Genomic DNA, 24,427 nt, shown 5'->3' on the forward strand with positions numbered 1-24,427 from the left:
GCATCATCACCGTCGCCGCCCGCCTCGCGCACCGGGCCCGCACCATCCACCTGCACCTACCTGAGCACTGGCCCTGGCAGGCCGCGTTCGACAACCTGTTCACCACCATCCAGGCACGACCCGGCTGACCACAGCAACACCGACGCGCGACCAGGCGGCCCGACCACAAGCCACGAACCCCCGCCCCAACCCCCGAACGACAACACCCGGAGCAAGCCGACCACGTAATCGGCGATCCAGCCACGCCCCGAAACCACCCAATACCGAAACTACTCAACCGAGCTCAAGACGAACCGCGTCGGTGGATCGAGGCTTAGTACAGTCGAGGATCTCGGCGATTGTGCCGTCGTCCAGATCCTCGTAGTAGCGGAGCACCAGGACAGTCCGTTGTCGTGGCGGGAGGGCTGCGATGAGCCGCCACATCGCGTCGCGTTCTGCGGCGGCGGTGCTCAGGTCGCTGCCTACCCGGCCTGCGGCCGAGCGGTCGAGCGCGGCGGTCATCAGCTCCGACGTCACCGGTGTCTCGTGGCTGGACCGGCGTCGCCACCAGGACGAGTTCACGTTTATCAAGATTCGCCGCACGTAGACGTCCGGCCGGTCCATCCGGCTGATCGACCACCATCGGGCGTACGCTCGACCGAGGGCTTCCTGTACCAAGTCCTCCGCGCGATGGGAGTCACCGGTGAGCAGCCGCGCCAGGCGAACCAGCGCTGGACCACGCGCCACCACATAATCCTCGAACGTCATCGCTCTGGTATCCCTCCGAGTGTCTACCGCTTCAAACGCGGTCACGGGGCCGATCTGTTGACCACGGCAGGTCCGGATGTGGCTGAGCCCGCCATCGCTGGTAGCAGCATCCTCGACCCGATGCATCTTGCTCCAGCCAAGACGGAACTGTTGGACCGCCGGGCGAGCCGACGCCAGCCGCCGCACGGGCGGCGATCTTCGAGGGGATCGAGGGCTGGTGTAGCACTCACCGTTGCCATTCCACCCTGGACTACATGAATCCAGGCCAAGTACCAGCTAGGGCCTGCTCCCGTAGGTCAGCAAGCAAGGTGGCGTGGGATCGACGTGCTGACCCTATCCGTCAAACCGGGTCAACCCCAGTTCACCTTTGGAGGGCGGACACCGGCTGGACCTGCATCGCCCGCACTGCCGGCCAGAATCCGGCGAGTAGACCGGCTGCCGCACTGACGGCCGAAGCCGCAAACGCGGCCTGCAGATCGATGACAGGTTGCCAGGAGTTCCCTAGGGAAACACCTATAGTAATCACAACGCCGACGACTGCGCCGACCACGCCACCGAAGCCGCCGAGTGCCGTTGTCTCGGCCAGTAGCTGAGCGAGAATGTGCCGAGGCCGGGCACCGACGGACCGGCGTAGGCCGATCTCCGCAGTCCGTGCGGTGATCGCGGCAGCGGCGGAGTTGCCGATCGTAAGGGCACCAATTGCGAGCGCCACAACGCTGATGATCAGGCCGGACCGGCTGACGCTGGCCTCGACCTCGCGGCGCAGCATTTGTGGGTCCGGCGGTGCGACGACCTGCAGTGAGAACGGTGCCTGTGGCCAGAGCGCCAGCGCTGCCTGGGTACCGATCAATTGTGCAGCACCCGGAGCGGTAGCGATGACGACATCCCGATCCACATTTACATCTTGCCGGTCGACCAGGGATTCCGCGACCGAGGCCGGCATAAGCACCGATAGTAGCGTCTCCGGCCGACGCTCCACATCGTCGAAGATTCCGATTACGGTAAATGCGCGATCCGCAATATAGACGGCGACACCGATGCGGCCGATATGTAGGCGATCGGCCACCGAGATAGGCAGCGACACCACGGGTACAGAGTGACGTTGGTGGAACTCGTCGAAGTGGCGGCCGGCTAGCAGTCTTGGCGTCACGACGGCTACTGCCTGCGGATCTGCGCCGATCATATTCGTAGCGATGCCGACGGCACCGGGGGCGCGTGCAATCAGAGGCTCACCGAGCACCAGTCGGTGTCCGGCTGCCTCGACACCGTTCAGTTGACGCAATCGGGTCAGGCCCTCCGGCCCCTGCCACGACGGGTCGAGGCTCTAGTGGGGCACGTCGACGCCCGGCGGCGGGTGCTGACCGGGGCGGTCACGGTGATGATCGTGCTCGGGCTGTGCCTGTTCCGGCGGGAGAGCACGTCGGTGGTGACCGCACGGATCCCCCGGACCCGGGTGGAGAGCACCCCGACCGCAGCGGCGGTGTCGAAGGCCCGGGGCAGACTCCCCGCGGCGGTGCACCAGCAGGTGTTCACCACCGGCGCTCGGTCCACACCGATGTTCGGGCCCGAGTCGTACGCGTTCGGTCTGCTGGTCACCGCGATCGACGGCACCGTGTTCGACCTGGCCGACACGGAGCGGACAGGGCCTCTACCTCCCGGCGCGTCGTCAGGTCTGACGGTACCCCCTCCCGCCTCACACGATCAGCCTGTACAGCGGCGGCCTGCGACGCGATCGCGCACTGGACACACCGCCCACCCCCGCAATGCCTATCGACGGCGGTATTAGTGACATCGAGCTTAGAGTGCGAAGCGCCTGACCCACTCGACGTCATCGACGTCTCCGCCGTCACCGAGCTGACCGGCAACCCCGTACGCGGCGCCTACCAGGCCCATGGACGGCGACGGCCGGCGGACCTTGCCACCGGGGGACTCGGTGGTCATCGCGCCCGCGACGTACAACGCAGTGAACAAGCTCACCTGTGGAGCATCCTCGCAACGGGGCTGCCACAACCAACGTCGTTAAATACTCCCAGACATCGATCGACCACAACTTTCGGAAAGCGACGATCATGGAGCGACTGCGGCGAGGAACCGCCATAGTCGCCCTTCCCCGATACCCGTCCTGTCCGAAAGGAGAGAAATGAGGACAAGGGGATTTCTGGCCGGTGCGTTAGCTGCGGCTTTCATCGCTCTCGGTCTGACGCCCACCGTGGCAGTAGCCGCGCCCAGTGGCGGCGCTGACGCGCCCACCCACGCCTCAGTCGCCACGCACGTTCCCGCATGGGACAACGATCTCCCGACCAGGGAAGCACCAGTCCCACACACATCGACGAACACCAGCGGCTCTGGTGGGGTCGACACGCTGGCCGACTGGATCTGCACCGTCTACGCATCGGACATCGACCACAACGGCACCTACCTCTCGGGCAACGGGTGGCAGTCCTGCTCCGGCAGCGGGTACACGCCCGCCAAGGTCGATGTGAAAATCCAGCGAAGCCGGTGGTACGGATGGGAGACCATGTCCTCCGCGTCGGGTAACTGGGAGTACGACCCGTGGCAGGAGCTGTGGGACTACTACGAGTGCGCTGGCACCGGAACACACGACTTCCGAGTGGTCACCACGGGCTATGCTCAGTTCGGCGCGTACAGCCAGTCCGTACAGTCGCTCAACTACCTACGCATCAACTGCGACTGAGTCGGATCGTCCGAAGGAGGCGTATGGCACGGTCGACCGCCTATCTAGCCTACGTGCTTCGTGGGCTTGGCGACTTCGTCGCGAGACTCGCTCGTCGGGCGCGTCGTGCTCCCGAGCCGGAAGATGCTCCGCGGCTCGTGCCCGCCTACGACCCTCGCCTTCCGAAGGGTATCGCCTCGTACCGGCCGAGCCGGCTACGGCGGCGGCCCCGCCGCCTCAATAAGTGACATTCACCGCAATGGGATGAGGGCGGGTTCCGCCTTACGTAGGCGTTGACCCGCCCTCCTCCCGAGATGGGGGATCAATCGTCCCGGTGCCAACTATCGCCGGGCGCCGAACCGGCGGCGTCGGGTCAGATGTCGGCCGTCACGGCGGTGACTGCTCCGTCGAGGGTGGCGGCGGTGGCGATCAGCCTGGTGTGGTGTGGGCCGTCGGGCAGGTGGACTTCGCATCGCTGTGGAGCGAGCAGGACGGTGACGGCGGTGCCGGGGTGGTAGGTGGCGAGCGCGGTGAGCGCTGGCACCGGGTCGGGTAGGCCGTTGCCGGGCTGGGCATCGCCTGCGCCGTCGGGCTCACCTGCGCCGTTGTGGAGGTTGGTCGGCACCGGGATCGGGGTGGTCGGGTCGGTGGGCACGGTCTGGTCGGTGGCGTTGGGGAGGTACTCCAGGGCCTGCGCGATCGCCTTCGGCAGGCTGGGCTGATGTGCCCCGGGATCCCAGCGGTCGAGGCGGCGGGTGGTGTCGGGTGGGGCGAAGCGGATCCCCCACCGCAGGCCCTGCACCTGGTACGGGATGCCGTCGTTGCGGCGGTGGTCGGCGACGCTGACGACCAGGGCCAGGCCGAGGGCGTACGCCAGTTTGACCACTGTGGCCAGGGGCGGCACCTTCGGTGGGCTGGCGCGCAGCAGGATCCGGCCGCCGGGGTGCCCGTTGGTGACATTTTCGAGGTACGCCGTGACCGGGTCGCTGCCGGGCCGGTGCACGGTGGCGTAGCCGTGCAGCAGCTCGTGGTCGCGTAGGTGCATGGTGAGGCCGTCGAGGGTGGCCAGCTCGGTCGGGTCGAGGCCGAGCTCGGTCAGCTGGTGGGTGAGCTGGTACTCCGGCGGGAGCTGGTGGATGGCTTTGCCGCCCGGGTGGTAGCCGATCCAGGGCGGTGCGGCTGGCGGCGTACCGCCGAGGGGTGGCCAGTTGAGGTGCCGGACCCGGCGGCGACCGGCGGCGATGGTGACGGTCGCACCCTGATAGATGCGGTGGCTGCCGCCGCAGGTGCGGCAGCCACCGATCGTTTCGCAGTCGCAGTCTTCCCAGTGCGGCAGGTGGGTGCAGTCGGGGCAGCGCCGGTGCGGGATCGGCGGTCCCTGCCACGATGGTGGGGGTGGCTGCCAGGAGCGGGCCGGCCGCCCGCCGGAGCCGGTGCCGGTGTTGGCGTCGCGGAGGGTGGTGTGCCACCAGCGGCCGTCGCGCCAGATGGCGTGCGCGCCGGGGGTCGGCTCGCCGGTGAGCAGCGCGGTGCAGTCGGCGACGATGCGGCGTTCGAGCTGGTCGACGTCGACCGGTGGCGGGCCGAGGCTGATGCCGCTGGCCGGGCGCGGGGTCACGTAGTGGGCGGGGGCGTGCTGGCCGCGGTCGACCAGCTGGTAGCAGGCGCGGGCGACACTGACCCGGGTGGCGGCCTCGGCGAAGCTGCCGTAGCGGCCGGTGCCGGTGGGGACCGGGCTGCCGGGCAGTTCGAAGCGGACGTCCCAGCGGAAGCGGTCACTGTCGGGGGCGAGTGGGTCGCGGCGGGCTTCGACGACCAGGTCGAGGCAGAGCAGTTCGGCGGTTTCGCAGAGTTCGCCGAGGCGGCGGGCCGGGTCGGGTGGTGGTGGGGCGGCGGTGCGGCCGTACCAGATCCGCCATGGTTCGTAGCCTTCGCCGGCGATCGGCCCGGCTTCGAGGGCGTGCCGTTGGTGGTCGGGCAGGTCGGGTTGCCAGCCGGCGGGCAGCTCCGCCCACGGGGCGAAAATCGGTTCGCCGGGCAGTTCGGGGTCGTAGACGTGGGCGGCGCCGACCCGGGCGGCGAGGTCGCCGACGACGGGTGCCAGGTCGAGGCACCAGAAGCGGCCGTCGTCGGTGCGGGTCGGGGTGACCGCGCCGGGTACGACGTTCGCCGACGCGACGGCGGCGGTGTCGATGTTGGCGACGGTGAGCACGAACTGGGCGCGGCGTTTGCCCGCCCCGCCGCAGCGCGGGCACGCTGCGGCGGGGCTGCCGTCGCAGCGGGGGCAGCTGACGACGGTGACAGTGTGGTGTGGGGTCGGGTGGTGGGTCACGACTGCCCCGCGTACGCGCTGGTGGTGGTGCCGGCGCCGGTCCAGGCGGGCAGGTTGACGGTGGCCTGCGCGGCGCGGGCCTGGCTGGTCTGCCAGCGGCGCAGCGCGTCCTTGATCCGGTCGTTCTGCTCGTAGGTGCGGTCAAGCTCGGCGTAGACGACGCCGAGGTCGTGGGCGACCCGTTCGAGGAAGGCGGCGACTTCGCCGGGGTCGAGGCCGGGTCCGTGCGCCTTGCGGGTGACGGTCGGGAAGCGGTGGGCGCGGATCTGCCAGGGCCGGATCGGCCGGTACGCGGCGGGCCGCTGGTTACGGCCACGACCATCGACGGGTACGCGGTAGACACCGCTGCCGTTCGGCCAGTCACGCGGTGGCGTGCCGGCCATTGTGCGGCGTTGCCGGCGCAGCCGCCAGCGTCGCCAGAGCTCTCGCATCACGTGTTCCTCCCCATTCCTTCGCTGCTGGTGTTCGGGTCTCGCGGTGCCGTGGGTGTGTCTGGACGGGGGTGGCCCTGCCGCTTGCCGAACCGGCGGGGCCACCCCCACCCCGATCGCCGCAGCCCTCCTCGGCAGTACGGCGACCAGGGCAAACCTTCGGGGCCGGGACGCCCAACGGCGTGACCCGCTGACCGCCCCGACCGGAGCACCCGTGGCGGTCTGGGTGCTCCTCTGCGTCCCTGCCAGGTTTGCCGACCGGAGGGAGGCGAGGATCAAGGTGCCATAGCTTGCGTTGGCTAGTCAAGGGCGAGATTTGGGTGGTTGACTTTTTGGTGCCGACCGGAGGGGAGCACCTTGCCACCGCGTTACCGATACGAGCAGATCGCTGATGACCTGGAAGAACGCATCCGGGCGGGCGAGTTCGCGCCTGGATCGAAGCTGCCCAGCAGACGGGAGTTGATCGAGCACTACGAGGTGACCCCGCCTGTCATCGACCGTGCGATGCAGAACCTGCGGGCGAAGGGTCTCACCGAAACCCTGCCTGGAGTCGGCGTTTACGTCGCCGAACCGAAGTGACTGCTTCCTGACACTGTCGACGACAGGGCCGGAAGCAGGATGGCCGGCTTCGATAGGCTCGACCGGCGCGGCGAAAGCCAAGCGGGACCTCGGGAGGCGGCAACATGTCCAGCATCCAGGAAGTCAAGGCAGGGCTGGCGCAAGCAGGTCAGCACGGCAATGCCACCGTCCAGCAGATTCGGTCAGCGGTCGACGCTCTCGATCGCATGATCGCCAACCTGCGCGCCGCTGCGGCGGGCACCGGTCACCCCACCATTGGCGAGGCGATCAGCCGCTGCGAGCAGAGCAAGAAGCTCCTCAATGATGCGACATCCCTTGTCCATGGTGCCGGCGAGGCGACCCGCAACTACAGCAGTTTGCTTGGCTGAGCGCCGCTGACATGACCGTCGATGACATCAAGAGTGACCTCAACCGTGCCAGGATCCTGATGATGCAGGGGAAGGCAGGTTTCGAGGAGGCCACCGGGACGGGCGCGCAAGGTAGCGCCCTGGCGCTGCACACGGTGCAGGACAGCGCCGATGATGATATCGAGAAGGCAGCAGCGGCCCTCAAGGCGGCTGAGGATGAGGTCGACCGGGTGCTCAGCAGGGTCAACGCTGCAGTCGAGCTGGCCAACGCCTACCGGGACGCGCTCTGATGTCAGCCGGCATGGAGCAGGTCATTGCGCAAATGCGACGCGCCAAGGACCAGTTGGCTGAAGCCGCTGTGACGGCGATGAGGGCCAAGGCGGACTTTGACGAAGCCTACAAGTTGTATTTCCAGCTGTCCGAGGGGTCCGCTAACCCGAACATCAGTCGTGCGGCGTCGGAAGCACAAACGGCCGCAGCCAAAGCAGGTAGATATGCCAATCTACTCGATCGAGCGCAGCGGCACTACCAGGCGTACTTCGCAAGAGTCGCACCTGCTGCCGGCTTCAACGAGCCGTCGGGTATGCCCTCGGGCGAGTCGCTGTTGTCGGACTCTGATCGTCGACGCCGTCGGCAGGATGCCTTCTGGAATCGTCAAGTTCAGAAGGCAGATGACATTCAGGATGCGTTCGCGAATACCGAGACGCATGCCAAGGCGATCTTCAAGAGTCTTCCGGAGCCGCCGGGTGCGACCAGCTCAAACCCTGTGAAAGTCGAGCCTGCGCACGGCGTTGACCGTGTCGAGGTGGACAATCCGATCACAGCTGCTGCAATGGCAGCCGGCGCAATGGCGGTTGCTGCTAGGTCTATCTGGCAAGGTGCAAAGAAACGCCGAGAAAGGAAGCGGTCGCAATGACCCTGCATCCCGAGTTGCCTATGTATATCCGTACCCTGGTCCGAGGAGAAAGCGATCTGAACGACGAGATCGAAGCCAGGCTGGACCGAGACGGCTGGGACGGGTTTCCGCGCTTCCTTGCCTCCCTGTTCTTCATCGCCGTCGACCGCAGATTCAGCGAGGATGCTCCTGCCGGTGAGATCATTAGATTCGTCGCCGCGCTGCGCGAGGACTTGAGCCATGGTGGCCCAGATGTTGATCCGACTGGCGCGGAAGCGTTGATCAGGTCGGTTCTTGACCCGGCTGTCGATTATGACCTGACACCAGAGATGGTCACAAAAATTCAGGCTGCAACGATGTACAAAATCTTCTCTGAGGGCGACCTGTCCGACGCGGAGCTAGACGAGATACTCGCCGAGGCAACCGAGTTCGCAACGCAATCCTGATCGGTGGGGCGGGCGTCGAGGCACGAGGCGCAGGGGTCACGATGTCGCATCAGGTTGGGGTAGCCTCGGACCGTGCCACTTCCAAAGAATCGCAACAATCGCGGCCAAAGCATAGTCAAGCAACTCGCGGCGCTGGTCGACGAGCTGGAGACTGCTACCCTTCCGGACAGGGTCAACATTCGGAACTCGCTGCGCGAGGCTCTGGCGGCGGAGGCGGCTCGCCTCGAACTTGCCGTCAGCCGCCTTGACCCGACCCTGCGGCCGAGTAGCATCTTCGACCCCAGCGCGCCGGAGACGACCGGCCGCGTTGTGGCGCTCACGACGATTGCCCAGCCCCGTCACCCCTTGACCAAGCTCCGGCCCTTTTACGGCGCCGGTGTCTATGCGCTCTATTACAAGGGGCCCTTCGACGCGTATTCTGTTCTCGCCAATACCGAACAGCCAATCTACGTCGGCAAAGCTGATCCAAAGAGTGCCGAGGCAAAGAACGCCGTCGATCAAGGGACGAGTTTGTTCGACCGACTCAACGAACATCGGAAGAGTGTCGCAAAAGCAACTTCAACCCTGCGAGCCGAGGATTTTGACTGTCGATTTTTGATAGTGCAGACGGGTTACCAGCGCGCAGCCGAGCAGTATCTGATCAACTTTTTCAAGCCGATCTGGAACAGCGAAATGAGGATCTGCTTCGGAATCGGCAAGCACGGAGACAGTTCAAAAACTCGGGCAAACAAGCGATCGCCATGGGATACCCTCCACCCTGGCAGGCGCTGGGCTGACAGCCTGGTTGACGATCAAAAGTCGGAGAGCCAGATTAGGAGCGAAATTACTGAGCATCTATCTCGACTGCCGCCGCATCGGACGCTTGAGTCGATCCTTGCGGACTTTTTGAGTGATCTTGGTCAGATCGCACAGGGTAGCTTCACGACCGCTACGGATGACGAAATTCCTGTCGAAGATGAGTCTGCGCTTGAGGCTGATCAGGATCGTCCCGGACTCTCACCCTAACCGTGCCACAGCGGCCATGACTCGGTCGGCGGCCTCGCTCGGGTCCTCGTGTTCCCAGACGCGAATTGCCGTCCAGCCAGCTTCGGCAAGGATTCGGTCGGTTTCTCGATCGCGTACCCGGTTGCCCTCGATCTTCTCCCGCCAGAACTGAGCGTTGCGCTGTGATGGCCGGTGGTGATCGGGGCAACCGTGCCAGAAGCAGCCGTCGATGAACACGGCGACGCGGACTCGTGGGAACGCGATGTCGGCAGTGCGGCGGACCGATGGGACAGGCCGGAAGTTGACCCGGTACCGCAGGCCAGCCTTGTGAAGGAGTGAGCGAACCTTCCTCTCGGGGCGGGTGTCACGTCCCTTGTTGGCCCGCATGATCGCCTGGACGGCTGGGCTCGACGCCCAGGACGTGTCGCTTGCGGTCTCCTTCACCGCCAGCAGCTCACGCGACCAGGCGAGCCGCCAACCCTCGGCGAGGTTTTCTGCCCTGGTGGCGTGACTGACCTCGCCCAGGTAGCGGGCGGGAGACTTGCCGCGGTCGGACCAACGGAGATACGCACGGATTCGCCTGGATTTGGGCAGCAGCTTGAGCTCCACCGACGCGCGGGCCCAGCGCCCGTCGCCAAGATCCACCCATCGCCGGTCGTGTCCGCCGGCGGCGCGATCCTGCTCGGCGACGACCGACTGCCGACTCCGACCCTTTCGGCCCTTCCACGCACGTGCGCTCGGGAGCTTGTCGGCCCAACGATGATCGGACTGTTGGAGATCCTCGGTCATGGCTGCTGGTCGGCCTCGTCAAGCGCGTCGGCAATCTTGCGGGCGAAGAACTCGCCGAGAACCACGGGGACGGCGTTGCCGAGCTGTCGCATCTGCTCACCGCGAGGCCCAGCGAGCTTCCAGTCGTCGGGGAACGTCATCACCCGAGCTGTCTCCCGTACGGTCATGTATCGGTGTCGGTAGGCGTCCGCCGAGGGGTCTAGATCGTCCGTCAGCATGACGGACTCCCCACCGGGTACGCCGTGCACGCCAGCCTTGACGGTCTTCGCCGGCCGGTCGAGCTCGTTCGGAGTGTGGCCGGCGTAGATCCGTGCACCGGGCCAGCCGATGTGGTCGGTAACCCCGCCCAGCAGATGTTCCTGTCGGTCGAGTCGATCCCAGGGCACCGGAGGTAGGGGCGGCTGGCCATCGGCGCCAGCGATCGCGTCACGTAGCGTGCGCCAGGGGAGAGTGCCGTCAGCGATGGTGATCGCACCGGACAGCCGCGACATGACGCGTCGGCGGACATGGCTGGGCACTCCTGGATGCCGATCCCAGTAGGTCCCATCCAGCATCGTCCGGGCCAGGGCGGACTCCGAATGCGTCGGCCTGACCGACCGCTCGAACCGTTCGATGTCGACCCCGAGATCGGACCTAAAAGCCACCAGGATGATCCTGTTGCGGATCTGTGGCACTCCGTAGTCAGCGGCGTTCACCGGGAAGGTACGAACCTGGTAGCGCCGCTTCGGGTCGGACGGTGTCTCCCCGAGCCTGCGACGGAGGATCTCGTCGTGTTCCTGCCAGGACGCCGCCTCATCGCGCTCCTCGAAGGGGAGCTGCAGCTCCCGCACGATGTAGTCGAAGTAGGGACGGAACGATGGACGGAGCAGCCCGCGCACATTTTCGCAGATCACGGCTTTGGGCTGGATCTCCCGGATCGCGCGGAACATCTCCGGGAACATGTTGCGCTTGTCCTCATCACCCTTGGCGACGCCACCCAGGCTGAAGGGCTGGCAGGGAGGACCTCCCGCGAGGAGATCGACGCGATCCCACAGGTAGCCGAAGTCGACCTCGCGTACGTCACCCTCGATCAGCGGCCACCGATCCTGGCGTGTCGGGATCCACTCAACCTCGCCGCGCGTCGTGGCGGCGTTGAGCTTCAACGTGTCACAGGCGTACCGGACCATCTCGTTGACCAGAAGGGGGCGGAAGCCCGCTCCGTGGACGGCCATGGCCAGACCGCCGCCGCCGGCGAAGAGCTCCACCGACGTGCGGTCCCCGGTTGGCTCTTCTGGCAGATCAAACATGGCAGAACTATACCGCGGAGTTGTAGATCTTGGAAGTCCGGCTCGCCGGAGAGGTCGGTGTGATCGAGGCGGGCGCGTACGGGACACCCCTGCTGGGCCACCCGCCGATATGTGGTTGGGTCTACAGGCGTTCGAGGGAGAAACAATGGCGACCTGGCAGTTCGGTCCGTTCGACAACGACGAGGCGGTGGAGTGGTGCGCCGAACTGGAGTGCGCTGATCCTGACCAGCGTGCCGAGCTGACGCGCGCGGCACTCGCGAAGCTGACGTCGCCCGTCGGCGTCGGAACTGCGGAGGACGCTGCTCGCGCTATCGCCGCTGCGGCCGTGGTCCTCCAGGCGCTCACCGGCAAGCCGGTCTCCGCGTCGGCGTACAGCCCTCGCTTCCTGGCGGGGCGGGAGTATATCCAGGCCAGCCCTGAGCTGCGGGAATTGGCCGCGCGCGCACTCGACGCCGCGCTCGCTCCCGGATCCGCTTGGCGTCTACAGCGGCATGACGACATCGAGGAGGAGGAAGCGATCGCGGTCGTAGAGCAGCTTCGACGCGGCCTGAACTCCGTCGACATCTGACGGGCCTGCGGCGATTCGACTGCCGCAGCCCGTACCAGCTGCTCTCTTCGCGGAACCGCTTGTCTCCATGCTGACGTTACCGCTGCCAGTCTGACTAAGGCGAGGAGGACCGGTGCCTGACCTGCACGATTACCTCAACCTCCGGTTGACCGCAGCTTGCGAGCAGTGGCGTTCGATCCTCAACCGGAAGCCGGTTGCCGAAGGCAGCAGGCAGGTTGTCTTCCTGCCGGTCGAGACGCTCACCTGCCTCGCCGCAAGCCTTCTTGTCAATCACCGTCAGTACGGGGGCTCCACGGCTCACCGGGCAGTCGAACCGGTTCCCACGCTCGCACGCCTGTTTCGGAGACCGAACAGCAGCGTCCTGGCCAAGATGGCGAACCTCGACGGAAGTCGACGCAACGGGGCGAAGCACGAAGTCGAGGTGGCCTCGCGGCTGCTCGCCGAGCCCGGACAGCTCGGCGCTGTCTATCGGCTCCTGCTCACCGCCGCTCGCAGCGTCGGCATTGGCCCGGAGGCTTTGCCTGACTTCCTCGGCCTGGCTGACGACGAGGACGATCTACTTCTGCTCGGCCAGCGTGAGCTGGACGAGACGGACGTCGCCGCCGCCGTTCGCCCGGCAGTGGATGTGTGGCGCGCCTCCCGAGCCGACTTGGACGAGCGGACGACGGAACGCCTGCTGATGGCGGCCGTTCGCGTCGGCCAGCACCGGTTCGCCAGCGAAGTGCTGCGCAACCACGGGCATCAGTGCGTCTTCTGCGGCCTCTCGGTCTCGCTTCCGGAGAAGCGAGCAGCGCGGATGCTCGTCGCTAGCCACATCAAGCCATGGCGGGCGTGCAATCATGCCGAGCGGCTCGACACGCGCAACGGCTTGACCGCCTGCCCGACGCACGACGTCGCGTTCGACACCGGACTGATGACCGTCAACGGTGGACTGCGCATCCATGTCAAGCCAGCGCTCGCCACAGCGGTCGAGACGGACCCAGCGACGCGAGCGGCCTTCGGGCGGCCACCGCTGGCCGAGTGGCTGCTCCTACCAAATGGTGCGAAACCTCCGCGCGCCAAGTATCTGGCGTGGCACCGCCAGTACATCTTCGAGGAAGCGACGCACTGACCTCCGACTGCACGGGCGGTGGTTGTCGGCGATCTGTGCCGTGCGCTCACGCCTGGCGCTGACGTGGGCGATGATAGCCGTCCCGACAACCTCTGGCAGTTGAGGCGGGACTGTCAACGGTCTTCCTGACCAGTATTCACTGGCCGCCGACACGGGACTGCGTTGCTGATCGGGTTGCCGAGCGTGGCTGCGGTTGTCCAACGCGCTGGCCTTGCGGTAGGCGCTTGCGATACTCGACGGCGCCGAGTCCGGCGACCTCGACGAGAACGTGAAGCCACCGGCGATCGCTCTGCTTGGACCGGACCGACGCTTGTCGTGGAATCGGCACAGCTCATCACCGACAAGATGGCCCCGGTGACCAAGCTGCTACGTACGCCGCCGCTGTAGGCACCTACCCGAAAGCAACAAGTTGTTTCTCGACGGCTCCACCTGCTGCGCAACTCGTGCCGCTACGCGGCATGGCAGGACTGGGGGAAGATCGCCAAGGCGCTCAAGCCGGTCTACACCGCGCCGACGGAGGACGCGGCGATAGAGCGGTTTCTGGAGTTCGCCGAGGCCTGGGGCGGAAGTATCCGGCGATCGTGCAGCTGTGGGAGAACGCCTGGGCCGAGTTCGTGCCGTTTCTCGCGTTCGACGTGGAGATCCGCAAGGTCATCTGCTCGACGAACGCGATCGAGTCCGTCAACATCCGGATCCGCAAGGCCGTCCGCGCCCGCGGGCACTTCCCCAACGAGCAGGCCGCGCTCAAGCGCGTGTACATGGCGTTGATGAGCCTGGACCCAACCGGCAACGGCCGCCGCAGGTGGACCATCCGCTCGAAGGCACCTCTCAACGCGTTTCAGATCGCCTTCGAGGGCCGGCTCACCCCGGCCAACCTCTGCCCATTTCAACAACCAGGATCAGCCGTTAATTTGAAAGCGGCGGCTAACGGAAGCGGAAAACCTCGTGCGGGCAGCCAGCTCCGCAGCATCCGAGTACCGTGGTCTCCTGGGCTGAGCCCTGGTCGATTGAGTCGATAGGCCTTTGAGTAGAGTGACGCGAATCACGGGCGTCGGGCACATTAAGCGGGGTGCTCATACCGAGGTTGTAGATAGCAGTCATTAATAGCCTTAAGTCAATCAACCTCAATCTCATAACGGGACATTCGCCGTGGCGCAGGTCCCCTTCCGGTTCCAAGGTGAGCAGGCTTCTCCCCAATCATAGCCTCAAAGTGGGGGGGAATCGGCACTGGCGGTACAGCCATTGGGATAGCATCGAGACGTGGTCGTAAAAGCGTTGCGTCTCTCGTGTAGGTAGCGCCTGGCACGAGGACTTGAGATATGAGTGCGCGACCAATTATCTCGCCGAGGAGCGGGGGTGTCGCGTTGCCGATCTGCCTCACCTGCTCCCGATAGCTGCCAACCGGGTGCCAGTCGTCTGGGAAACTCTGTAGTCGCATCTGTTCGCGGACTGACAACGGTCGGTTGCACCAATGGAAAGGTCCTGTTGATGGACCGGGGCTCGCAGGCAGAGTCCAAGATGGCAGGTTCTTAGCGAGCTTAAGTAAAAATGACCAGTACCTTGTGCGGTATCCAAATAGCTCACTTCCGCCACCTCGTGCGGTCAAGTACTGATAATTTGCGCCCTCGGGAATTGAGGGAAGAAGATCGGTCCAGCCGCCTTTACACTCAGGCAGTACCGCCTCGTTGAGGTCGCCGATTGCGTCCCAGGACGTGATTCTCCTCTCGGTGAATGTCGGTTCTGGCATGACGAATGGGACGCCTTCCCGGGTCGCAACCGCGATGACGCGTCTGCGATGCTGCGGAACGCCGTAGTCCGCAGCATCGACGACTCTTGCGTGTAGTTGGTAGTTAGTTCGATGCAGTCTGTTGATTCTACCTATTCGGTTCTCGATGAAGGGCAATGCTGATACTGCGCCCCGTAGAAATCCAGCCACGTTCTCAATAACTACTGCTCTTGGCAGGAACGTCTCAACTAGGTCGAGCATGGCAACAACGGTTCGTGCTCGCTCGTCGTCCATCCCCCTCCGTCCGCTGCTTGTCCATTGACCCGCGACGGAGAACGGCTGGCAGGGTGGTCCGCCAGCCAGCACGTCGAGTTCCCCTTGGGTTAGCCCAAGGTCCGACGGGCGTAGGAACTCCGCTGCTAGGAGGACGTCAGCGGGGTTGAGAAGCTTCCAGCTCGGACGGTTCTCTTCAAGTGACCGGCGACAGAGGCGATCGACCTCGACGCAACCAACCGTCTCTAGCCCGGCAGCCTCAAATCCGCAGTCCAGCCCTCCGGTGCCGGTGAAGAGTGACAAGACAGTCAGCCTGGGCAAGTCTGGCAAGTTCACGAGGTACTTTCCGGTCGGTGGGTATCTGCTCGTTAGTGGTGTGTGCACCTAGAGCTCAGCGGGTTGGACCACTGATGTCAAGCACCTAAACCTCAAGGATGACAAGTCGTTATAGGGCCTGCAGCGGAGAGCGGGGACCGGTAGAAGTGTGGGTCCTCGCCTCGCGCGGAGTAGGAGTGTCCATGTCCGTGCCAGAGAAAGTCAGGATATTGCAGTTTCCAAACTTTGTCGTCCCGATCAGAGCTAGCCGTGACTGACAACAAGGATTTGGGGCCGGGGTACCATCGCGATAGCCTCAAATAGCAGGCAAACCTCTGATGAAGGCTGTATGCACTGCGTTGTTCGTGGGCCTCGAATCCAACGAACAACGCAGCGAGAAAGCAATATTATTGCCGGGCAATTAGCTGTCCAATCAGGGCCCCGGGAGTTCTTAAGAGTTCGTACGAAGTTGCCAAGATAATTCCGTTGTGGCGCCTGCGTAGACGTGCTACTCGATCATTCGCGGAATTGCCAGACCGGTCCTCGAACGGGTGCAAGATCGCCATCGTTCGCTGTCCGTCTCTAGAGATCACGGGAACCTCAGCATCCACCATGGTAAGGCTGAAGTCGCGGGCGAACTTCTCGGCAGCAGCCAAGTCTCGCTTGCGCTGCCGGTCCAACTCGAGAGAGCGGCCACAAAGCAGGTCTAGCAGGTCGAGTGCCAGGCGCCAGTCAAGAAGTGGATGCCACGACCGGTTGCTGTAGTCACGCAGGCACCTATGGCAGCTTGAATCACAGGGCCGGCCGCCGTGATCGATGAGGCCCTTGGCATAGGAATCGGCCTCTTCAAGCAGGATGCCGAACTTGTCCGCGAGCCGAACTGCGTAGCCGGCGCCGTTCTCGAGGCTATCTGCCATGAATAGCTCACCGGCAAGCCGCTCGCCGCGCCGTCTCGGATGTACGCCGACCTGAATTTCCTCTGGGCCGATGTCCAGCCACTTGGCCGCAGAATCACGTAGCAGATAGCCCAGCGACGCCCAGGCGCCCCGTCCAGCGGGTTCCTGGGGATTTATCACAACCCCGGGCTCTAGCCGGTCGATGCCAACAACGAGAACATCGGTGTGTCTGCGAGCTGCGAGAGCGACCGGTTGTCGTCCCGGTCCAACAGGTTCATGACCCCAAAGCCTGGCTCGATGCAGGCGGTCCTGGTCGGTAATTTGATTGACCTCGACCAGGCCATGAGCATCTCGCGAGCCATTCCCGTTGGTAATAGTCGCAGGGCTAAACGAGTACAGATCGCCATTGTTGTCGTTGACGGAGATGATCTCTCCTGTTGCCGACCGGATAAGAGCGTTAGCGTGCTTTCTGTATTCCACATCGTCCATTGCCAGCCGAGGCTGTGACGCACGGGCCGTCGGGTCACCCAACTGCTCGTAGTCGCGAGGCCGATATGAAGTCCGGTATCCAAGAGGCTCCGCCAGCGCAACCTGTGTAAAGTCCGGGGCCACGGCGCCGCAGTGGGGGCACTTCTCGGCATGGGTCGTGGCGATGCCTAGACAGGATTGGCACATTCCAGCCGTCCACAGCGGCCCGAGTGGGTCATCGGGACTCTCGAGCCATGCGCCGTCCGGCCGCTGCATGTAGGCGACGACGCCGACTGCGGTGTGGATAGATTTGTCCTTCACTAACTCGGAGCCCGGAGCGAATTCGGAGATAGCAATCCCGGCGTCGCGATCCAGGGTGCTGGGTTCCTCCCAACTCTTCGGTCGGTCGGTGTAAAGGACTCTCATCTGCGTCGGGAAGCCGAACATGGGTAGGAGACCAGCCTGGGCGAGAGCTTCGGCTAGCGCCGGCACCCGTGCTTTACCGGCGATCGTGGTGATCTCACTAGGTAGCTTATCCGCCGCCCAATCGGCTAACTCGTCTGCCGTTGACGGACTTATCCGGGTCGCGAAGATCAGACTCTGGCCGATTGCAGCCCAGGTATCGCGCTCATCGGTGAGGACCTCGCGAACGGTCTCTGCCAGGTCGGAGTGGTTCAGCCACTCATGGGCTGAACCGAATTCGCCGTGCACACTCCGGCCACCGTCGAAGGCGACCCTGGCAGAAGCTTTCCTGAAAGCCCGAGTTAGTACTTCGGCTGTGAACGCACGAGTCAGGATCGGTCGGGATCGCATATCTAGAAACGGCTGAGGCGGATCATCGCCGGTGATCGCTGCCGGGTTGGCGAAGTAGTGTTCGTCATGACTGCGAGCACCACGGCATACGGTGAGCGCGATTGCGAGATGCTCGCTCCGACGCCCGGCACGGCCGACACGTTGCTGGTAGTTAAAACGCTGAGGAGGCATGTTTGCCATGACAACACCACGCAATGCACCGATATCTACACCGGCCTCCATCGTGGTCGTGACCGACAAGATGTCAATCTCGTCTACTCGCCTAACCTCTGTCCCCGACAGAAACACGCCCTGAAACCGCGCCTGTCGGGCTTGAGCCTCGAGCGGATCTGTCTGCCCTGTAAGTTCTTCGCAGTGGAACCGGGTAGCGCCACCCGGCTGATTGACCAGCCAGGCATAGTAATCTTCAGCTGTGGTATCGGCCGGCTCCGGTTCGACTGGTAGCCTCCTGAAGCAGGTAGTACAGATGCCGGCGCTCGGATGAAGGTGTTTTGTGCGGCATATCGTACACCGCCAGAACTGAGGATTATCAACCAGGGCTATTCGCATCTCACGGGGGTCGATTCGGAATCCGGACTCCTGGCCAGCCTTGACCCCGTGACCCACCGCATCGACTAGGCCCTCGCCATCGAGACCGCAGTGATGCATATCCGCCACCGCCTCGGCGTAATTGATCAACTGTCTTGGCCAGCCATTTTCGGCGTCGGTCGTCCAGGGAAGCCTCCTGCGGCGCCCTAGGACCCGCAGCACAGAGCATGCAAATTGATGAGCTACCGTCGGTTCAAGTGATCCAACACGGATGGCAGATGCGGGAACAACGTGTGCCATACCGAGTGACTCGGTATCACGGTCGCCACCGGCGAAAACCGTCTTAACTACTTGCTCGGCAAGTGCACGCTTAATCTTGTCGAGGAGACTCGATCCCTCGGCGTCTAGGTTGACACCACGATCATGAATAGGGTGGAGATCCCAGTCGAACAAGCTCGTCCATGGCGGACTATTAGGTGGCCTATTCAAGGAGGGCGCCGGACCTCCGGGATTGATCCCGAGATCGAGCAACTTCGGCTGGAGCTGATTGACGATGTCGACTAGGCTAGGCCGTCCATCCAGCGAATCTATCGCCCCCTGCAACGCTCGCTCGTCGGCGATTGTGAGAGTGGAGCCGAGTAACTTCTTCATGATCGCCACCGCAGCGTTCGGAGCCGTAGCCTGAAGGCGTTCCAACAGCTTATCGGTGCTAGCGCCGGAGTTTCCAGCGAGCAGGTTCCGGAGAGTCCAGCCATCTGCCGATCTTTCCTGCAAGGTCTTGAACAGCATCGCCCGGATGATGTCGAGATAATGCGCGAGTTCAAGATTGGCCGCTACCCGTGCAGCGCCCTGTCTGCTGTCGGAGAAGGTGACGAGGTGCGATTTCAGTCGACGCTTCAGTGCGCCGGTCAGCACCTGATTCGCCCGGTCGAAACCAACACCCTGTGTCCGAATGGGGGATCGAGATCGCTGGCGGTTCTCGACGCGTTTGCTCTTCTGTACCCACTCCCAGTCATCCCCACACGATGGGCAAATTGTGGGGTAGGCAGGCATCCTGTCTTCGGCGCCGTTTGCGGTTAGAGTGTACACAAAACCGGTACGTTGCTGCCTAGGGTTCCGTTCTAGCATTCCGGTACCCGGGGAAAGCCTGGCCTTAACAAATTTCATTAGATACTTGGGCGCGCTCAAGTCAGCTGCCGTCTTCGTACCCATGCGCTGCCACTGGGTAGTGCCAACCGGCTCCCGGTCCGTGGGCCAGTATACGCGATAGTTTTGACCATTCCGTCCAGCTGGAGTCCGGTCAGGAAGCTCGCTAAGAGAGGCGCTAGAAGAGACAAGAAACTCTCTGCCGGAGGAGTGTGCGACGTAGCCGCCGAGCATGCTTTCCCCGCACGATTGGCAGTAAAGTAGTTCCAGAACGCGGGATCCGCATTCACATGTGAACCTTTGTATCGCGTAAAGTGCGCCAATGAGGCGTTCGGGCGAACGGAGGTGATCCGGCACCTCGGAACAATCGGGATCAGTGCAGGCCCAGAGGCCCTGGAGCGTGCGGACGAAGAAGTGGCCTCTTAGCCTCACCGCTGGAGAGGATTGCTGTTCTAGTAGAACTGAGAGCTGATCGAAAGCCTTCCGTGCCCGGTCCGGAGAGGCGTCGGGGAACACCCTTTCGGCTACTGTGGCTATCGAGCGCGGACGAAATACGCCACCCTCAGTCATTGCCATAGTGATTGCCCGACTCACCGATTCATCGGTAGGAAGCTTTTCAACGGTTAGCTGACCCGTAAGTAGTTCAGGTGTCAGGGCACGCAAATCGTCGTCGCCCTCCGGGATCCTGTGTGCTGCCTTGACAAAGGTAAAAGATGATCCGCTGTGACGTGCGAAGAATTCGCGGAGAAAGGTATGCCCATCCACGTCGTCCTGGATGCTCGCCGAGGTTCCGATCACCCGGAGTTGGTCTGGCCGGCTGTCTAGCCCGAGCGCGGCCATGAGCCGCCTGAGTAGGTACGCGACTTCAGTTCCAGCGGTGCCTCGGTACATATGAAGCTCGTCGATGACCAAACTGAATTGGTGTGTCGGCGAAGCATCTAGCCATCGGCGAGTCGCCTCGATCATCGGAGCCTCATCTGACCGGGACAACGCGATTGACAGCATGCTGTAGTTGGTGATGAGGATGTCCGGGACGTGTTCTTGCATGTCCCACCGAGAGCGCATTTCGGCACCGTCTAAAGATGGCAGAAAATAGCGCCAGGACTCGTCAATATCACCCTTTGCGACACCGTGCAGAAGGCGCTGATGGCGAGCCTCTGCATTGCGCATAAGCATTGCGAGACGCTGGACCTTAGTCGGTGTTGCGGTCTGCCGTGTTCCCGGCAGAGGGGTACGTCCAGTGTAGCGGCCGAAGTAGAAACGGTGGCCTGGCCGGTTTTGTGCTAGCCAGTGACGTGCGGCGGGCGAGTCGAGAGCTGCGCGAAGGCGGACCATCTGATCCTCGACAAGGGCATTCATTGGATAGAGAAGAAGTGCTCGAATGCCTGCGAGCCGACCGCTTTCGCCGCTTCGCTGCGCCTGAAAAGCTTCTTTCTTATGCCACCACGGGACGACGCCTTGCGTCGTTGAGGGCGCCTTCCAGGTACGGGACTCACGTACAAGCCGGGCGAGAACAGGAAGGAGAAACGCCTCAGTCTTGCCGGAGCCGGTCCCGGTGCCGACGAGGACGTCATGGCCAGCCAACGAGGCTCGGAGCGCCTCCTCCTGGTGCCGCCAAGGCGATATGTGCGGAAGCAGCCCGGCGCTCACCAGTTCGCCTGCCTCTGGCAGGCCGAGGCTGTTGAGAATCTCGGCCATTGATGAATCTGACAATGGGTACGAAGGCATTAGCTCTATGTGCGGGTCGATAAAAACGGTGCTGCGTCGACTTAGAAGCTGACGACGTTCCTGAGCCAGGGTCCTTTCTCGCAGCTCGTACGCTGTCTCGTAGTAGCGTAGAAATGCCTCCTCGAGATATTGCTGGAGCCTGTCGAGGGTCAGGGCAGAAAAGGTCACGACTCGGCTCTCACCTTCAATATTTTAACGATGTCAGTCGGGACTAGGGTCTGCATCAGAATTCGAGAGACCTGATGGGCGCTGTATGAATCGACGTTCTCGTAGACCAGAAAATCGGAGCCTCTGGTGCGGGACGCTGCCCGACGGGGCGGTAGGCCACTGCGGAGTGTGAGTGATCGGGCGAGTAGCTTCGGGAGTGGTACGTCTGCTGGTACCGCTAGAAGCCGAAAGGCGCCTTTGTCGCTGAGGATCATGCGGTTCTTCCCCTCTGCGGAGCAGCGAAGCCACTCGCCGATCGCGAACTCTACCTGAACGAGTTCGGAGTCGACGCTCGCCCGCCACGCGAAGACGCTCTTGTGGCGAAGCCGGTAGCGGTAGAGTCCTGCTACGCCATCCGAATCAACCGGTACCCACGCCGAGGACCCACTGGCGGCGGATTCGCGTGCCCACATTTCGCGGCTGGGTGACATGCTCAGCCGGTCGCCAAGCAGATCTACTTGCTTGATACTCGGTTGCATAGCCAGCAGCGTGTCTGCGACCGCACCGGTTAGTTTGACACCTAGATTCTGTAGGCCGAGGCGCACGCTTTCGCGGCGTGCTGGGTCCCACTCTATATACACTGCTTGAGGTCCAGCCGGGCAGCCGTTCGGTTGCAAGGGAGTGCGTACGTGCACCGTCCACGACGAGGTTGCCTCAGCCACGAGTGGATCGCGGTCATCCGGATCGCCGAGGCGCTCGATGAGTCTGAGCGGCCGCGAACCGGTCAGGATGTGTAGGCCGCAGGATGCGGGTAGCGAGGCGAGGGTCGCAGGCGCAACTCCGACCTGTCTGGTGTTGTAGTCACGCTCGACGTGTCCGAGGTCCTCGAGAATTCGCAACGCCTGACGCCATCGGAACGCCATTGCGCGAAGTCCATGGCGTTCGCAGGACCAGCCCCATGTGGTTGCAAATGCCTCAACCGGGACCCGTCCCTCTTCCCGCTCAGAGATCCACGTCAGCACCTCATCGAATGGGTTGTTGAGGAGTGGCTTATCGAGAACGTCGTCTCTCGCGGGAGCTGCGATCTGTTTGGAGAAGGTCGACCGGGCACGCCGTGCGGGGCGTGTTTGGATTGCTCTTGCCAGAATTCGACGAATTTGACGATGGGGCTTCCCGACCCAGGACCACGAGTCCAGATTCGTTACCAAATACGGGATCACGTCCGGGCGCAGTTCAGCTTCTGTGCCTCCTGATACTTGCTGTGTTGTCGGCGGTACGGCGATTCCCTGCGTCCTGTTCGTACGGCGATTCCGAATAGCTAGACACGCTACACGTGAGGAAGTGGAGTGAATCGCGGTAATTGCGTCCACCGCAGGTGGTTCCAGGGAAAGTGTGCGCAGCCATAATGGAGTGTCTTGCCGGGCTTCGAAGACCTTGCCGTCATCGGTGATTAGGAGGATCTCGGATAGCGGAGCTCGCCTGATTAGGAGCGGGTGCGCCACTTCGGCGCCATCCAAGGATGCGCCGGCGAGGGATAGATCTGTCGTGCAATCGCGCATCGGTGATCCGAAGGTGAAAGCGTTGGGGTGTTGCCAAATTGGTATCGAGATGCCACCAGACACCGCTGTTTCATGCACGTACCCAACGGTCTTGAATGAGAGTTGCTCGGTCGGGGTCTCAATGCGATGAAGTCCGGGTGCAAGGACTAGGTCGAGAAGAGCCAATCGACTCAGCTTTGGTGTGACGGGTATTCTCTTGTCGTCTACCTTCAATTCAATCTGCTGACTGTACTCACAGAATAGGTCTGGCTCGCCGCCGACGAGATAGGTGCTTGCCTGTAGGCGGAGACCACCTTGTAGTGCCAGTCCTCGTTTATCGGCTTCTGTAGGGAATCTCAAGCGTAAGCGTTCGAGGAGCGAGTGATTGAGGGGACTGAGTTCTACCTTACTAACCCATACCCAGTTCGTGAGTCCGGATGGACGTACGCTCGGGTCCTGGCCGGTGGCGCCGAGAGAAGACTGGACGCGAGGTAGCCAGTCCTGGCGCACCAAGATCTCTACCACGTCGAGCTGAGTGCAGGTCCGGGTCTGTAGAAGACCGTCAACGAGTGGATCGTTTCGCATGACGTAGATTTCCTCGCCACCGAAACGATAGGTGAGACTATCGGTTAACTCGTGCTCGAATCCGTGGCGTAGCATCACTTCGGTCGATGTCGAAGAGTCGATCCAGAGCAGACTGTCGGACTCCTCAACGAGGTAAAGTCGCTCATGGCCTAGGTCTACCATCGAGCCAGCTATTGTCTTGTCCACCGGAACCGCACCACTGAAAGTGTTCGTCCACTCGTCGTAATGCAAGAGGCCGCGGCTGCCCGCCTGAGCCTGTGTCGGTCTGGTGCCCGGAATCCAGCGGCTGGCTTCTTCCTCGAATACGCTTCGGAGGATTCCCAGCGCCGGCTCATATTGAAAACGCTGCCATAGGTCTATCTGATGAGTTCTAAGCCATGCTAGGAATCTGTCGAACGATCCTTTGCCGCCGGAATTCGTCAAGTAGGTAATGATGTGGTGGCGGTCCAGGTGGCGCACTAGTCCTTGGCTGCGTGCCCATCCCTGGAGTGACCAACGTTGATGCGCCTGCGCCGTCTTCACGCCATGGATGCTTCCGGGGCCGTCCAGCCACTGGTTCCAAAGGTTCCAGAGTATCGGGACATCGTCGCCGTAGCCGGGTGGTTCCGAAGCCAGCTCCGGTAGTCCGAGGAGTCGATTCTGGCAAGGGTAGATTCCATGGCTAGCGCCGGTCGGCTCCTCTGTGACTGCAAGGACTGTCATAGCAAGATGCGCTACAAATGGTGGATCGCCAATGAATCCTGACCTACGCCAGGATAACGCGTCCTGGACTCCTCGATGGAATGGCTGATTTCCTATTGAGGAACGAAATGCGGCGCAGAAATCGTTGACTGCTTCCTCGGGCGGCAGGTCTGATATCCTTGCAAGGAGATCCCGATCAACATACAGGTAGAGTCTGTAGCCTTGCCGCCCATTTGAGCGGAAGTGCTCAAAAAGCTTTGTGTTCCAATCAACTAGGTTCATACCCGCCTCCGGTCTGCCTCCTGGAGTAGGCTGCGTAGACTTTCCTTCCGACTTTCAGGACGCCCGGTGCCTGGCCTGACCGGAGACGATCAACATGGGAGCCGATCATGCC

Annotated in this window: 20 protein-coding genes and 1 pseudogene; 11 read left to right on the forward strand and 10 right to left on the reverse strand. The window is 63.1% G+C overall.

Features of this window, described 5'->3' with window-relative positions:
* Positions 1–273 precede the first annotated feature (273 nt).
* Both ACFHWS_RS00005 and ACFHWS_RS00010 read right to left on the reverse strand, forming a co-directional pair.
* Positions 274–747 (reverse strand): SigE family RNA polymerase sigma factor, encoded by a 474-nt coding sequence (locus tag ACFHWS_RS00005; RefSeq protein WP_416567494.1) that lies wholly within the window; start codon positions 745–747, stop codon positions 274–276.
* 361 nt (positions 748–1,108) lie between these two features.
* Positions 1,109–2,029 (reverse strand): ABC transporter permease, encoded by a 921-nt coding sequence (locus ACFHWS_RS00010; protein WP_416567378.1) that lies wholly within the window; start codon positions 2,027–2,029, stop codon positions 1,109–1,111.
* Between the two features lie 45 nt (positions 2,030–2,074).
* On the opposite strand from ACFHWS_RS00010, the gene ACFHWS_RS00015 reads away from it, so the two are divergent.
* Positions 2,075–2,533 (forward strand): transposase domain-containing protein, encoded by a 459-nt coding sequence (locus tag ACFHWS_RS00015; RefSeq protein ID WP_416567379.1) that lies wholly within the window; start codon positions 2,075–2,077, stop codon positions 2,531–2,533.
* An 11-nt stretch (positions 2,534–2,544) separates the two neighbouring features.
* Here ACFHWS_RS00015 and ACFHWS_RS00020 read toward each other — a convergent pair whose 3' ends face one another.
* The gene (locus tag ACFHWS_RS00020) at positions 2,545–2,724 is read right to left on the reverse strand and encodes a hypothetical protein (RefSeq protein WP_416567380.1); all 180 of its coding nucleotides are present in this window, start codon (positions 2,722–2,724) and stop codon (positions 2,545–2,547) included.
* Positions 2,725–2,887: 163 nt separating this feature from the next.
* On the opposite strand from ACFHWS_RS00020, the gene ACFHWS_RS00025 reads away from it, so the two are divergent.
* Positions 2,888–3,442 carry a hypothetical protein gene (locus ACFHWS_RS00025; protein ID WP_282233482.1) on the forward strand — a complete coding sequence of 185 codons (555 nt, stop codon included), beginning with the start codon at positions 2,888–2,890 and terminating at the stop codon, positions 3,440–3,442.
* A 352-nt stretch (positions 3,443–3,794) separates the two neighbouring features.
* On the opposite strand, the gene ACFHWS_RS00030 is transcribed toward ACFHWS_RS00025, so the two are convergent.
* Both ACFHWS_RS00030 and ACFHWS_RS00035 read right to left on the reverse strand, forming a co-directional pair.
* Positions 3,795–5,753 carry a hypothetical protein gene (locus tag ACFHWS_RS00030; protein WP_416567381.1) on the reverse strand — a complete coding sequence of 653 codons (1,959 nt, stop codon included), beginning with the start codon at positions 5,751–5,753 and terminating at the stop codon, positions 3,795–3,797.
* Entirely contained in the window at positions 5,750–6,184 is a 435-nt protein-coding gene (locus ACFHWS_RS00035) for a DivIVA domain-containing protein (RefSeq protein ID WP_416567382.1), read from the reverse strand. The genes ACFHWS_RS00030 and ACFHWS_RS00035 overlap by 4 nt, the downstream gene beginning before the upstream one ends.
* A gap of 357 nt (positions 6,185–6,541) precedes the next feature.
* Between ACFHWS_RS00035 and ACFHWS_RS00040 the strand changes: the two genes are divergently transcribed.
* The 6 genes from ACFHWS_RS00040 (at position 6,542) to ACFHWS_RS00065 (ending at position 9,456) form a co-directional block, all read left to right on the forward strand.
* The gene (locus ACFHWS_RS00040) at positions 6,542–6,763 is read left to right on the forward strand and encodes a winged helix-turn-helix domain-containing protein (protein ID WP_416551401.1); all 222 of its coding nucleotides are present in this window, start codon (positions 6,542–6,544) and stop codon (positions 6,761–6,763) included.
* Positions 6,764–6,867: 104 nt separating this feature from the next.
* Positions 6,868–7,131: a hypothetical protein gene (locus ACFHWS_RS00045; protein WP_416551231.1), complete on the forward strand. Its 264-nt coding sequence runs from the start codon at positions 6,868–6,870 to the stop codon at positions 7,129–7,131.
* 11 nt (positions 7,132–7,142) lie between these two features.
* The gene (locus tag ACFHWS_RS00050) at positions 7,143–7,400 is read left to right on the forward strand and encodes a hypothetical protein (RefSeq protein WP_416551232.1); all 258 of its coding nucleotides are present in this window, start codon (positions 7,143–7,145) and stop codon (positions 7,398–7,400) included.
* Between the two features lie 11 nt (positions 7,401–7,411).
* Positions 7,412–8,026: a hypothetical protein gene (locus tag ACFHWS_RS00055; protein ID WP_416567383.1), complete on the forward strand. Its 615-nt coding sequence runs from the start codon at positions 7,412–7,414 to the stop codon at positions 8,024–8,026.
* Positions 8,023–8,451, forward strand: a complete 429-nt coding sequence (locus ACFHWS_RS00060; protein ID WP_416551234.1) for a hypothetical protein — start codon at positions 8,023–8,025, stop codon at positions 8,449–8,451. The genes ACFHWS_RS00055 and ACFHWS_RS00060 overlap by 4 nt, the downstream gene beginning before the upstream one ends.
* A 72-nt stretch (positions 8,452–8,523) precedes the next feature.
* Positions 8,524–9,456, forward strand: a complete 933-nt coding sequence (locus ACFHWS_RS00065; protein ID WP_416567384.1) for an Eco29kI family restriction endonuclease — start codon at positions 8,524–8,526, stop codon at positions 9,454–9,456.
* On the opposite strand, the gene ACFHWS_RS00070 is transcribed toward ACFHWS_RS00065, so the two are convergent.
* Together ACFHWS_RS00070 and ACFHWS_RS00075 are read right to left on the reverse strand one after the other, a co-directional pair.
* Positions 9,448–10,224 carry a very short patch repair endonuclease gene (locus ACFHWS_RS00070; protein WP_416567385.1) on the reverse strand — a complete coding sequence of 259 codons (777 nt, stop codon included), beginning with the start codon at positions 10,222–10,224 and terminating at the stop codon, positions 9,448–9,450. The two genes, ACFHWS_RS00065 and ACFHWS_RS00070, sit on opposite strands and share 9 nt — an antisense overlap.
* On the reverse strand, positions 10,221–11,510 hold the full coding sequence (locus tag ACFHWS_RS00075) for a DNA cytosine methyltransferase (RefSeq protein ID WP_416567386.1): 1,290 nt from the start codon (positions 11,508–11,510) through the stop codon (positions 10,221–10,223). Before ACFHWS_RS00075 ends, ACFHWS_RS00070 begins: the two co-directional genes overlap by 4 nt.
* Before the next feature lie 145 nt (positions 11,511–11,655).
* Between ACFHWS_RS00075 and ACFHWS_RS00080 the strand changes: the two genes are divergently transcribed.
* The 3 genes and pseudogenes from ACFHWS_RS00080 to ACFHWS_RS00090 all read left to right on the forward strand — a co-directional run.
* A complete protein-coding gene (locus ACFHWS_RS00080; protein ID WP_416567387.1) occupies positions 11,656–12,078 on the forward strand; it encodes a DUF4259 domain-containing protein in 423 nt (140 codons plus the stop codon).
* Positions 12,079–12,190: 112 nt separating this feature from the next.
* Positions 12,191–13,189, forward strand: coding sequence for an HNH endonuclease (locus ACFHWS_RS00085; RefSeq protein ID WP_416567388.1), 999 nt, complete (start codon positions 12,191–12,193; stop codon positions 13,187–13,189).
* Positions 13,190–13,612: 423 nt separating this feature from the next.
* Positions 13,613–14,055, forward strand: a pseudogene (locus tag ACFHWS_RS00090) (transposase); the annotation flags it as partial.
* Between the two features lie 248 nt (positions 14,056–14,303).
* Here the strand turns inward: ACFHWS_RS00090 and ACFHWS_RS00095 are convergent.
* The 3 genes from ACFHWS_RS00095 to ACFHWS_RS00105 all read right to left on the reverse strand — a co-directional run bounded on the left by ACFHWS_RS00095 (position 14,304) and on the right by ACFHWS_RS00105 (position 23,874).
* Positions 14,304–15,491 (reverse strand): DNA cytosine methyltransferase, encoded by a 1,188-nt coding sequence (locus ACFHWS_RS00095; protein ID WP_416567389.1) that lies wholly within the window; start codon positions 15,489–15,491, stop codon positions 14,304–14,306.
* Between the two features lie 419 nt (positions 15,492–15,910).
* On the reverse strand, positions 15,911–21,250 hold the full coding sequence (locus ACFHWS_RS00100; RefSeq protein WP_416567390.1) for a DEAD/DEAH box helicase: 5,340 nt from the start codon (positions 21,248–21,250) through the stop codon (positions 15,911–15,913).
* On the reverse strand, positions 21,247–23,874 hold the full coding sequence (locus tag ACFHWS_RS00105) for a hypothetical protein (protein WP_416567391.1): 2,628 nt from the start codon (positions 23,872–23,874) through the stop codon (positions 21,247–21,249). Before ACFHWS_RS00105 ends, ACFHWS_RS00100 begins: the two co-directional genes overlap by 4 nt.
* Between the last annotated feature and the right edge of the window lie 553 nt (positions 23,875–24,427).

The sequence above is a fragment of the Micromonospora sp. LOL_013 genome, from assembly GCF_048060315.1.
Lineage (GTDB): Bacteria > Actinomycetota > Actinomycetes > Mycobacteriales > Micromonosporaceae > Micromonospora_E.

Excerpts from the sequence above, each read along its gene's own strand:
- ACFHWS_RS00055 (WP_416567383.1), top strand. The coding sequence starts at position 7,412 with ATGGAGCAGGTCATTGCGCAAATGCGACGCGCCAAGGACCAGTTGGCT.
- ACFHWS_RS00075 (WP_416567386.1), bottom strand. The coding sequence starts at position 11,510 with ATGTTTGATCTGCCAGAAGAGCCAACCGGGGACCGCACGTCGGTGGAG.
- ACFHWS_RS00045 (WP_416551231.1), top strand. The coding sequence starts at position 6,868 with ATGTCCAGCATCCAGGAAGTCAAGGCAGGGCTGGCGCAAGCAGGTCAG.
- ACFHWS_RS00070 (WP_416567385.1), bottom strand. The coding sequence starts at position 10,224 with ATGACCGAGGATCTCCAACAGTCCGATCATCGTTGGGCCGACAAGCTC.
- ACFHWS_RS00050 (WP_416551232.1), top strand. The coding sequence starts at position 7,143 with ATGACCGTCGATGACATCAAGAGTGACCTCAACCGTGCCAGGATCCTG.
- ACFHWS_RS00080 (WP_416567387.1), top strand. The coding sequence starts at position 11,656 with ATGGCGACCTGGCAGTTCGGTCCGTTCGACAACGACGAGGCGGTGGAG.
- ACFHWS_RS00005 (WP_416567494.1), bottom strand. The coding sequence starts at position 747 with ATGACGTTCGAGGATTATGTGGTGGCGCGTGGTCCAGCGCTGGTTCGC.
- ACFHWS_RS00060 (WP_416551234.1), top strand. The coding sequence starts at position 8,023 with ATGACCCTGCATCCCGAGTTGCCTATGTATATCCGTACCCTGGTCCGA.
- ACFHWS_RS00035 (WP_416567382.1), bottom strand. The coding sequence starts at position 6,184 with ATGCGAGAGCTCTGGCGACGCTGGCGGCTGCGCCGGCAACGCCGCACA.
- ACFHWS_RS00025 (WP_282233482.1), top strand. The coding sequence starts at position 2,888 with ATGAGGACAAGGGGATTTCTGGCCGGTGCGTTAGCTGCGGCTTTCATC.